Origin of the sequence: Micromonospora sp. NPDC005324 (assembly GCF_040607155.1) — a bacterium.
GTDB classification, from domain to species: domain Bacteria; phylum Actinomycetota; class Actinomycetes; order Mycobacteriales; family Micromonosporaceae; genus Micromonospora; species Micromonospora trifolii.
On sequence record NZ_JBEXGE010000011.1, the window covers coordinates 181,240 to 191,937 of the forward strand.

At 70.3% G+C, this 10,698-nt stretch carries 9 protein-coding genes, 1 tRNA gene and 1 riboswitch; of the genes, 4 read left to right on the forward strand and 6 right to left on the reverse strand.

Features of this window, described 5'->3' with window-relative positions; genetic code table 11:
* Positions 1-88: 88 nt before the first annotated feature.
* Both ABZS40_RS14780 and ABZS40_RS14785 read left to right on the forward strand, forming a co-directional pair.
* Positions 89-1,027, forward strand: a complete 939-nt coding sequence (locus tag ABZS40_RS14780; RefSeq protein ID WP_354943808.1) for an LD-carboxypeptidase — start codon at positions 89-91, stop codon at positions 1,025-1,027.
* Between the two features lie 50 nt (positions 1,028-1,077).
* Positions 1,078-1,290, forward strand: coding sequence for a hypothetical protein (locus tag ABZS40_RS14785; protein ID WP_354943794.1), 213 nt, complete (start codon positions 1,078-1,080; stop codon positions 1,288-1,290).
* A gap of 752 nt (positions 1,291-2,042) precedes the next feature.
* On the opposite strand, the gene ABZS40_RS14790 is transcribed toward ABZS40_RS14785, so the two are convergent.
* Both ABZS40_RS14790 and ABZS40_RS14795 read right to left on the reverse strand, forming a co-directional pair.
* Positions 2,043-2,116, reverse strand: a tRNA-Gly gene (locus ABZS40_RS14790).
* 252 nt (positions 2,117-2,368) lie between these two features.
* Positions 2,369-2,926: a pyridoxamine 5'-phosphate oxidase family protein gene (locus tag ABZS40_RS14795; protein ID WP_354943795.1), complete on the reverse strand. Its 558-nt coding sequence runs from the start codon at positions 2,924-2,926 to the stop codon at positions 2,369-2,371.
* Positions 2,927-3,025: 99 nt separating this feature from the next.
* Here ABZS40_RS14795 and dcd point away from each other — a divergent pair, with 99 nt between their 5' ends.
* Positions 3,026-3,604 carry a dCTP deaminase gene (gene dcd, locus ABZS40_RS14800; protein WP_089018323.1) on the forward strand — a complete coding sequence of 193 codons (579 nt, stop codon included), beginning with the start codon at positions 3,026-3,028 and terminating at the stop codon, positions 3,602-3,604.
* Between the two features lie 76 nt (positions 3,605-3,680).
* Here dcd and ABZS40_RS14805 read toward each other — a convergent pair whose 3' ends face one another.
* Positions 3,681-4,721, reverse strand: coding sequence for an NlpC/P60 family protein (locus ABZS40_RS14805; protein WP_354943796.1), 1,041 nt, complete (start codon positions 4,719-4,721; stop codon positions 3,681-3,683).
* A gap of 13 nt (positions 4,722-4,734) precedes the next feature.
* Positions 4,735-4,870: riboswitch (cyclic di-AMP (ydaO/yuaA leader) on the reverse strand.
* 235 nt (positions 4,871-5,105) lie between these two features.
* Between ABZS40_RS14805 and ABZS40_RS14810 the strand changes: the two genes are divergently transcribed.
* Positions 5,106-7,088, forward strand: coding sequence for a peptidoglycan recognition family protein (locus ABZS40_RS14810; RefSeq protein WP_354943797.1), 1,983 nt, complete (start codon positions 5,106-5,108; stop codon positions 7,086-7,088).
* 55 nt (positions 7,089-7,143) lie between these two features.
* On the opposite strand, the gene ABZS40_RS14815 is transcribed toward ABZS40_RS14810, so the two are convergent.
* From ABZS40_RS14815 to ABZS40_RS14825, 3 genes are all read right to left on the reverse strand, one after another.
* A complete protein-coding gene (locus ABZS40_RS14815; RefSeq protein ID WP_354943798.1) occupies positions 7,144-8,157 on the reverse strand; it encodes an NlpC/P60 family protein in 1,014 nt (337 codons plus the stop codon).
* Between the two features lie 167 nt (positions 8,158-8,324).
* Positions 8,325-9,326, reverse strand: coding sequence for a hemolysin family protein (locus ABZS40_RS14820; protein WP_354943799.1), 1,002 nt, complete (start codon positions 9,324-9,326; stop codon positions 8,325-8,327).
* The gene (locus tag ABZS40_RS14825; protein WP_354943800.1) at positions 9,319-10,608 is read right to left on the reverse strand and encodes a hemolysin family protein; all 1,290 of its coding nucleotides are present in this window, start codon (positions 10,606-10,608) and stop codon (positions 9,319-9,321) included. The genes ABZS40_RS14820 and ABZS40_RS14825 overlap by 8 nt, the downstream gene beginning before the upstream one ends.
* Between the last annotated feature and the right edge of the window lie 90 nt (positions 10,609-10,698).

Sequence of the window (10,698 nt, forward strand, 5' to 3'; positions counted from 1 at the left end):
TCGAAAGGCCCGCCCGGGGGACCGCCTCGCGGTCCTGTCGCCGTCCTTCGCCGCGGCCGGCGCCTATCCCGAGATCCACGAGCAGGCCATGCGACGGCTCGCCGACCTGACCGGCCTCGTTCCGGTCGAATACCCCACCACCCGCCAGGTGGGCGCGAGCGCGGCGGCGCGGGCGGCGGACATCAACGCCGCCTTCGCGGACCCCCAGGTACGCGGCATTCTCGCCGTCGTCGGAGGCGACGACCAGATCACCGTCATCCCCCACCTGGACGCCGACCTGGCCCGAGCCGACCCGAAACCGTTCCTCGGCACCAGCGACAACACCAACCTGCACCACTGGCTGTGGGGCCTCGGCATCGCCAGCTTCTACGGCGGATCCTCCCAGGTGCACCTTGGCCCCGGGCCTGCCGTCGATGACATCCACGTACGGTCGCTGCGGGCGGCGTTACTCACCGGGGAGCGGCTGGAGATCACCGATCCGGGTGAGTCCGAGGACATCGGCGTCGACTGGGCAGATCCGCAGGCATTGAAGTCCTTTGGAGAGCGCGAACCGACGGAGCCGTGGAGCTGGTACGGGCCGCCCCGCGCAGTCACCGGCCCCGCCTGGGGTGGCTGCCTGGACGTCATCCAGTGGATCCTGACGGCGGGGCGCTTCCCGTTTTCCCCGGAAGTCCTGAACGGCGGGGTGCTGATGATCGAGACGTCGGAGGAGCTTCTCCCCGCCCGCGAGGTCGGCTGGATCGTCCGATCACTGGGTGAACGTGGTCTCCTCAGCGCCGTCGACGCGGTCCTGGTCGCCCGTCCGCCGGCCTCCGACCACAACCGTCGACCTGCGGCCGCGGATCGGGCACGCCTACGCGAGCAGCAGCGGGACACGGTCCTCGGCGTGGTGAACCATTACAACCCCGAGGCGGTCGTCTGCGTCGGCGTGCCATTCGGCCACACCAGACCGCAGTGGATCCTTCCCCACGGCGGCCCGGTCACAGTGGATGGCGTGGAGCGTCGAATCTTCGCCGACTACCAGTAAGGGCCCGCCTCCGCGACCTCACCAAGGCAGTGTGGCAGCGGTCTCCCGAGGTGCCCCCTTGTGCCGGCACGCACAGCGACGTGGTGCCGCACCTGACCATCGGTCAAGACACCGCCAAGCCCGTGCTGAGCCACGCCGCGGAAACCGTCTCCGCGCACCTGCCGATCAACGCGACCGTCGACGGGGTCCGGCTCATCGCCGGAACACCGGACGTCAGCCCGTGGCGCACCGTCCGCGAGTTCCCGTTGGGCACCCACCCTTAGCGGCGGCTGGTACGGGGCTACTAGCGAAGGCCCTGGCTGGGACTGTCGTCCTGGTCAGGGCCTTTCGCGTGGAGCGGGTGACGGAATCGAACCCGCACTGTCAGCTTGGGAATTGCGAATGAACGGCTGGTCGGGGACCCGCCTGCCTGCTCTCGGCGGTCCTTGATGGCCTGGGTTGACCTTGACTGTCCTGGCCTAACGGCACGCGAGAACCCTCGAATCGACTACACGCCGCTCGGCGTTCCGCCGTCGCTTCCGTAGGCCGCATCCGCCGCGAGACCATCGTTGCCTCCACCGCCCTTGCCGCGGAGAGTGCCCCGCCCAGTGCGACGCCTATCCCGAGCGATCTGGCGGGTAGCGGCCCGCGCCGCTCGCAGCACCGCCTCTCGGTCCTGCTGCGAAGCAGCCCGCCTTCGCCGTCGTACGAATATCGCCACCAATGCGGCCGGCCCGCACACCAGACCGAGAAGCAAAAGCCCCCGTGCCGCCCAAACGACAGTCATGCATGGAACGTAGGAGGTGTACCCAATGAGCGGCATCGGCCAATGCGGCGGTTGGGACCTTGCCGGCTCGGGGCCGCGAAGCGCATGATCCGCTGGACGAGATGGGTGGCCTCATCTCGGGGCAACTTCGCAGCCACGTGCTCCCTCCGACCGGGCCTAATGGCACGCCAATGGCACGGCGTGTGATCGCTGACCCTGGAACATCGAAGGCCCTGACTCGGACTGTCGTCCTGGCCAGGGCCTTCGCAGTGGAGCGGGTGACGGGAATCGAACCCGCACTGTCAGCTTGGGAAGCTGATGTTCTGCCATTGAACTACACCCGCAAGCGGCACCACTGTACCCGAGTCGTCGAGCCCGTGCACCCAGGTACCCCCGCCGGCCGCGGCTGTCCGCGTACCGTGCCGCCGGGTTGATCCACTCGGTTTCCTGAGCGTCGGGGCATCCGGATCGCCGGGACACCGCGATAGTGCCGAAGCCGAGTTGATCTTCCGGGGCGGCGGGGCGCGGGGCCGGTGCGTACGCCCGGTGCCGGCTCCGTGACGGCGGATCCGGCACCGATGATCTTCCGGCTGTGGTCAGGCGGCTGTGTACTGGACGTCACGGCTGAGGCGGGTCGGGCGCGCCTGCGGGACGGCGAGGGGCGCGGCCACCGCCGACGGGGCGTTTGGGTCGAGCCAGACCCGAACCGCCGGCCGACCAGGCGGGAGGCCCGGAATGCCCGCGATGTGCTGCTCGCGGCGGGTGAGCATGGCCACGTCGACGGTGAACTCGAAGAGCCGCCAGTCGACCTGTGGCTCGGCCCGCGCGCTCTGCGCCAGCTGCGCCACCCGGACCGGATCGGTCACCGGACGGGCGCGCCCCGCCACGTACGCCTCGTCGTCGCTCTCCTCCGCAGGGAACGAGTGCAGCGCGTAACGGCCGTCACGTTCGAGGTCGCGGCGCTTGGGTGAGTCGATGATGAAGCAGAACAGCCCCTCGGCGGTGATGACCGGGGAGACCGGATGGACGCGGGGCCCGCCGTCGGCGCGGACCGTGGCCAGATAGCCGAAGCCCGGCCCGTATTGCTGGAGGAGAACGCGGATCCCGTCGGCGAGTCGGGGCTCGTCGGCGGCGAATTCGGACCAGGAAGCCATGTGGGCATTCTATCGAACAAATGTACGAGCAGCGACCTCGACGCGCTGGTCACCGGCACCGAATCCGGTCAGTTTCGGCAGCGCGGCTATGGTGGTCCGATGCTGCTCTCCGACCGCGACCTGGTCTCCGAGATCAAGGCCGGCACGCTGGGCCTGGAGCCGTTCGAGCCCACCCTGGTCCAACCGTCCAGCATCGACGTCCGACTCGACCGGCTGTTCCGGGTCTTCAACAACCACCTCTACACCCACATCGATCCGGCCATGCAGCAGGACGACCTGACATCGGTGGTCGAGGTCCCCGACGGTGAGCCGTTCGTGCTGCACCCGGGGGAGTTCGTGCTCGCCTCGACGCTGGAGGTCATCTCGCTGGGTGACCAGCTCGCCGGCCGGCTGGAGGGCAAGAGCTCCCTGGGGCGGCTCGGGCTGCTCACGCACTCCACCGCCGGCTTCATCGACCCGGGCTTCTCCGGCCACGTGACGCTGGAACTCTCGAACGTCGCGAACCTGCCGATCACCCTGTGGCCGGGCATGAAGATCGGGCAGCTCTGCATCTTCCGGCTCTCCTCGCCGGCCGAGCACCCGTACGGCTCGGTGGTCTACGGCTCGCGTTACCAGGGCCAGCGGGGGCCGACGCCCAGCCGCGCCTGGCAGCACTGGCGCACCTGGCCAACCCGCTGAGGCCCACCACCCGCCAGAACACAGACGACGAGGGCCCGCCGCGACGGATCGCGACGGGCCCTTCGGTCACCCGGGGTCAGCCTGGGCGGCCGTAGCTGTGGATCGGGCCGTCGTCGACCTTCTTCATCTTGACCGGTTGACCGGCCTGCGAGGCGTGCACCACCCAGCCGCCGCCGACGTACATACCGACGTGGTGGATGTCGCTGTAGTAGAAGACCAGGTCGCCGGGGCGCAGGTCGCCCTTGCTGACGTTCTTCGTGACCCGGCTCTGCGCGGCGGCGTTGTGCGGCAGCGACACGCCGGCCTTCGCCCAGGCGGCCAACATCAGCCCGGAGCAGTCGTACGAGTTCGGGCCCTCGGCACCCCAGACGTAGGGCTTGCCGATCTGCGCGCAGGCGAACTTGACAGCGGTGCCCGCGGCGCCGCCGGGGTAGCTGCCCGGACAGGGCGCCGGGCGCAGCGGACCGCCGCCGCCGCTGCCGTACACCTTGAGGCGCAGCTTCTGCAGGCGGTCGATCTCGTCGTTGATCTGCTTCTTCTTCGCCGCCAGTTGAGCTTCGGTGCGGGTCAGCTGGGCCACCATCTCGTCCAGCGGCGCCTTCTGCGCGGCCAACTGGTCGCGCAGGTCGGCCACCTGGCGTACGTCCTTCTGCTGGTTGTGCGCGAAGCGGTCGAGCATTTCGAGCTGGCCGACGACCTCGCTGGGCGACCGGCTGCCCAGCACCGCGTTGACCGTCGAGACGTTCTCGCCCTTGTAGGCGCGGACGGCCAGGGCGCTGACCTTGTCCATCGCGGCGTCGACCTGGCGCTCCAGCGGAGTGATCCGGGCGGCCAGCGCGTCGGCCTGCTTGCGCTTCGCGGCGAGGTCGGTGCGGGTGGCGTTGTGCCGTTCGATGATTGGTTCGAGCTTGTTCCAGTCGGCGTCGATCTGGCGCTCGATCTCGGCGACGGACGGGTCGGCGTGGGCCGCCGTGGCACTGCCGGTCAGGACGACGGCGATGCCGGCCAGCGCGGCGAGAGCGGTGGTGAAGCGGGACCAGCGTGGGCGCGGCACGATCGACGCCGGGCCGGCTGATGCCGACCGCTCGGACGACGGCCGCGGGGCATGGAGTGCCACCGGGGTCTCGTACTCCTTCTTCCTGACCGCCTACCGGGTTAGCTGACGGGTTCGGGCGGGAAGTCGGCGCCCTACCGCAGTTGCTGCGGATTCACCCCGAGGGACCTGGGTCCCCGGTTCGTTCGGAAACGACTCGGCGGTGTCGGTCCGTTACCGCCCGGGCTGGGCGGAGCTGCTGTCGGGCCGACGAATGACCAGAGTAGAGACGCTTGTTACCGATCCGCAACCCGTGCGGCCGTGACACTCCGTACGGATTGGACGAGGTCACCGACCGTGTGTGAAGAATTCTTTCCGCATACTTCGATAGATGGAAAGGTATTGACGTAACCTCCCGGCCGGCGCGATGGTGACCTGACCTCACTCCGAGAGAATCTAGGGGGTTCGATGCACCATCCAACCCTGTCGACCGGCTGGCGCGCACTGCTCGCCGCCACCGTGGTCGCCGCCGCGACAACGGTGCCACTCTCCGTCGGCCCGGCCGTCGCCGCGCCCACCACCGACCGCCAGCAGCAGTACGCCGCCGCGGCCACCGAGTACGGCGTGCCGGCCGTCGTGCTGCTCGGCGTCTCCTACCTGGAGTCGCGCTGGGACACCAACGCCGGCACACCGAGCACCAGTGGCGGCTACGGCCCGATGCACCTGACCGACGCGCGGCACGTGGCCGCCCTACCCGGGCGGGGCCACCACGACGCCGGTGCCGAGGACCCACGCGGCGACGATTCCCGTCCCGCGCGGGTGCCCGCGCCCCGCCCGGTCGAGGCCCCCGCGCCGTCCACCGCCGCGTTGCAGACCGTGGACGCCGCGGCCACGCTGACCGGCGCCACCCCCGAGGCACTGCGCACCGACGCGGGCCTCAACATCCGGGGTGGGGCCGCGCTGCTGAGCGCGTACCAACGGGATCTGAGCGCGCCGGTCGGCGCGGACACCGACCCGGCGGCCTGGTACGGCGCGGTGGCCCGCTACTCGGGCGCGGACAGCGCCGACGCCGCGGCGGCCTTCGCCGACGAGGTCTTCACCACCATCGGCGCTGGCGAAGCCCGGGTGACCGACGACGGCCAGCGGATCACCCTGCCGGCCCGCGCGGTGCGGCCCGAGCGTGCCTGGCTGGACCGGCTGGGCCTGCGCCGGCTGGCCCGCCCCGACGGTGTGGAGTGCCCCCGCACCATCTCCTGCGAGTGGATCCCGGCGCCCTACGAGGCGTTTGGCGACGGGGACTACGGCAACCACGACCTCTCCGACCGACCCGCGCGGCAGAAGATCGAGTACATCGTCATCCACGACACCGAGGCGAGTTGGGCCACGACCCTGCAACTCGTCCAGGACCCGACCTACGTGAGCTGGCACTACTCGCTGCGCTCGGTCGACGGGCACATCGCCCAGCACGTGAAGACCACTGACGTCGGCTGGCACGCCGGCAACTGGTACGTCAACGCGAAGTCGATCGGGCTGGAGCACGAGGGCTTCGCGGCGCAGGGCACCTGGTACACCGAGGCGATGTACCGGGCCTCGGCGAAGCTGGTCCGGCACCTGGCGCTGCGGCTGGGCATCCCACTGGACCGTCAGCACATCATCGGCCACGACAACGTGCCCGGCACCGTCGCCTCGACAGTGCGGGGGATGCACTGGGATCCGGGCCCGTACTGGGACTGGACGCACTACTTCGACCTGCTGCACGCGCCTCGACTGGACACCGGCACCCCGGCCACCGGGCTGGTCCGGATCGACCCGGACTACGCCACCAACCAGCCGGCGTTCACCGGCTGCGTCACCGCAGGCGTGCCCTGCGCGCCGCGCGGCTCCTCCGCAGTGGTGCTGCGCAGCGCACCGTCCGCTGACGCGCCGCTGGTCAACGACATCGCGCTCCGCCCAGACGGCAGCCCGAACACGATGGTCGTGTCGGACCACGGGGCCCGGGCGTCCGCCGGGCAGACGTACGCGCTGGCCGGACGACAGGGCGACTGGACGGCGATCTGGTACCTCGGGCAGCGGGCCTGGTTCCACAACCCAACCTCCGCGCCGACCGCCAGCTGGACCGTCGGCGTCGTGGCCACGCCGAAGCCCGGACGGACCACCATTCCGGTCTACGGGCGGGCATACCCGGAGCAGTCCGCGTACCCGGAGGGGGTGCCCTACCAGACGATCTCGCCGCTCCAGTACACCCTGGCGGCCGGGCAGCGGTACGCCGTCGGCGCGGTGCTGGCCGGCGAGTACTACCGGGCCAGCACGTTCGACGGCTCCTCGCCGGGCGACTGGACGGTGATTCGCGGCAAGAACCGGTACGCGCAGATCCAGTTCGGCCACCGGATCATGTACGTCGACCTCGCCGACGTGCAGCTGTTGCCGTCCCCGGTGGGCGCGCCCCGCTGAGAACCACGACGGCCCCCGGTCGGTGACCGGGGGCCGTCGTGTCGCGCGAGGTGGATCAGCCGGGTCTGCGGAACCCGGCGATGGGCATGGTGGTGATGCTGGACACCTGCACCGGTTTGCCGGCGCGTGGCGCGTGCACCATCTGGTTGTTACCCAGATACAGCCCGACATGACTCAGGCCGGAGAAGAAGAAGACCAGGTCACCGGGGCGGGCATCCGCTCGCGAGACGGCCTTGCCCTCGTTCCACTGGTCACCGGTGTGATGGGTGAGGTAGATCCCGGCCGCCTTGTAGGCGTACTGGGTCAGCCCCGAGCAGTCGAACGAGTTCGGGCCGGTGGCACCCCAGACGTACGGCTTGCCGACCTTGCCGCAGGCGGTCCTGATCGCGGTGCGGGCCGCCGCGCTGACCACTCCGTTGATGGTCGGGCAGGCCGCGGTCTTGACAGTGGTCTTGGGCATCGACGCCTCGAGCTGCTTGATCTCGGCGTCGATCTGCTTCTTCTTCGCCGCCAGATCGTTCTGCTGCTTGGTCTGGGTGACGATCAGCGCGTCCAGCTTCTGCTTCTCACCGTCGTACTTGGCCCGTACGGCCAGCACACCCTCGACCTCCTTGCGCTCCTGCGAAGCGAGCCGGTCGAGAATGGTGAGCTGCTCGGTGAGCGTGTCCGGCTTGGCGCTGACCAGCAGCGCGCCGATGTCGTGCGACGGGCCCGAGATGTAGTAGCGGGAGGCGAGGTCACCGACCCGGTTGAGCGCCATCTCGCTCTGCAGCGCAAGCGGCTCGATCTTCTTCTGGAGGTTCGCCGACTTCTGCCGGTTGACCTTCAGCTGCGCCCGGACCTTGTTGTACTGCTCGATGGTGGGCTCCAACTGCTCCCACTTCTTGTCGATCTGCGCCTCGATCTCGTCGACCGTGGGCGCGGCATGTGCCGGCGCGGTCAGCAGACCGGCACCGACCGCCGCCGCGGCGACCAGGATCAGCACCCGGTGCGCGGCGCGTCGCAGGCCGCCAGAGCGAGCAGACGCACTGAGGTCGTGACGATGAGGGGGCATGGTTGCCACCGGCACCGACTCCTTTGCAACCGACCGCCGGGCGCCTCGCGTGAGGGAAGGGCCGAGGCAGACGACCCACAGCGGTCGGTGCCCCACATTAGGGAAGCTTGAGGCGGTAATCAAGGCGAGCGCGGTAACCATCACTGTCGTGCAACCGCTTGCACACAATGGGTATTGGTCCATCACCCAACGATTGCGGTCAATACATCGTCGAGAGTGACCACACCGAGCGGCCGTCGCCCATCGCTGACCAGCACCATGTGCCGCCGCTCCCGGCGCATGGCCAGCAGCAGATCGGCCAACGTACGCTCCGGCGGCACCACCGCCAGCGGCCGGTAGACGTCGGCCGGCACCGGGGACCGGCGACCCTGCCCGGCGTACCCGAGCACGTCCTTGACGTGCACGAAGCCGAGCACCCGACGGGTCGACCGCTGCACCACCGGGAACCGGGACCGGCCGGTCCGGGTCGCCAGCACCTCCAGTGACGCCGGCGACACGTCCTCGGCCACCGTCACCACCGTCGACCACGGTTGCAGCGCGTCCGCCGCCGTCCGCGCGTGCAGGGCCAGCGCGCCGGTGATCCGCGCGTGCTGCTCCGCGTCGAGCAGCCCCTCGGTTCGCGCCTGGGAGACCAACCCGGCCAACTCCTCGGCGGTGAAGACCGTCTTCACCGCCTCGGACGCCTCGATCCGCCAGAACGCGAGGACCCGTCGGGCCGCCCATTTCATAGCGAGCAACAACGGTTTGGTGGCCACACAGAATGCCAGCATCGCCGGGCCGAGCCAGAGCGCGGAGACCTCCGGACCGGCGAGCGTGATGTTCTTCGGCACCATCTCGCCGACGACAGTGTGCAGAAAGACCACCACGCCCAGCGCCAGCACGAACGCCACCGGGTGCACCGCCCGCTCCGGCAGGCCGGCCGCGTGGAACGGCGGCTCCAGCAGGTGGGCCAACGCCGGCTCGGCGATCGCGCCCAGACCCAACGAGCAGACAGTGATGCCGAGCTGCGCGCCAGCGATCATCAACGGGATCTGGTTCATCGCCGACAACGCCCAGCGGGCGCGTTTCGACCCGGCGGCCAGCGGCTCGATCACCGTCCGCCGGGACGCGATGAGCGCGAACTCGCTGCCCACGAAGAACCCGTTGCCGAGCAGCAGCAGCGCTGTCACCAGCAGCTCAGTCATCGTCGTCCGGATCCGCCGGGCGCAACACCCGGACCTGCTCGATCCGGTGCCGCTCCACCTCGACCACAGTGAACTCCCAGCCGCCCGCCTCGACCGTCTCCCCGGCGAGCGGGATGTGCCCGAGCCGGGCCATCAGGAACCCGGCCAACGTCTCGTACGGCCCCTCGGGCAGCCGGAAGCCGGTCTGCTCGGCCAACTCGTCGGAGCGGAGCACACCGTCGACCAGCACTGTGCGCTCACCGCCCGGCACTGTCAGCTCGGCCGACCCGTGGTCGTCCACGCTCGCCGGGTCGAACTCGTCGGCGATCTCTCCGACCAGCTCCTCGACGAGGTCCTCGACGGTCACCACGCCGTCCGTGCCGCCGTACTCGTCGACCACGATGGCCAGGTCGGCCCCGGCCGCCTTCAGCGCGGCCAGGACACCGTCCAGGTTCAGGCTCTCCGGCACGTACACCGGCTCGCGGGCCACCGCGGCGACCCGGGTCGACGCGCGGTCGGCCAGCGGCACGCCCAGCGCGTCCGGCACGCCGGCCACGCCGGTCACCAGGTCCAGGGTCTCCTCGTACACCGGGAAGCGGGTCCGCCCGGTCCGCCGCGACTCCTCCAGCAGCTCGGCCACTGTGGCCGTGGCGCGCAGCGCGACCACGTCCACCCTGGGGGTCATCGCCTCCGCGGCCCGTTTGTCACCGAAGCGGATGGTGCGACGCAGCAGCATCGCGGTGTCGGTGGGCAGTGCGCCGGCCCGCGCCGAGATGCCCGCCAGCAGGCCCAGCTCCTCCGGCGAGCGGGCGCTGGCCAACTCCTCCTGCGGCTCCACGCCGAGTGCGCGGACCAGTCGGTTCGCCGAGCCGTTCAACCCTCGGATCACCCAGCCGAAGGTCCGGGAGAAGGTGTGCATCGGGCCGGCCGTGGCCAGCGCCGCCGGCATGGGCCGGGCCAGCGCCGCGTTCTTCGGCACCAACTCGCCGAAGAGCATGGAGATCAGCGTGGCCAGGGCCAACGCGATGAACGGGGTGAGCCGCTCGGTGCTGTCTCCGGCCAACGGGCGCAGCAGCGGGGTGAAGAGCCGAGCCAGGGCCGGCTCGGCCAGGTAGCCGGTGAGCAGCGCGGTGATGGTGATGCCGAGCTGCGCCCCGGAGAGCTGGAAGGAGAGTTCGCGCAACGCCGTGCGTACCGTCAGTGCGGCCTGGTCGCCCGCGGCGGCCCGCCGGTCGATCTCCGCCCGGTCGACCGTGACCAGGGCGAACTCAGCCGCGACGAAGAACGCGTTGCCCGCGGCCAAGCCGGGCAACTGCACCGCCTGCAAGTTCGACCCGGCCACGGCCAAGACGCTGCTCGCCGAGGCCGGTGGCTTCAGCGGTGAGATGGTCTT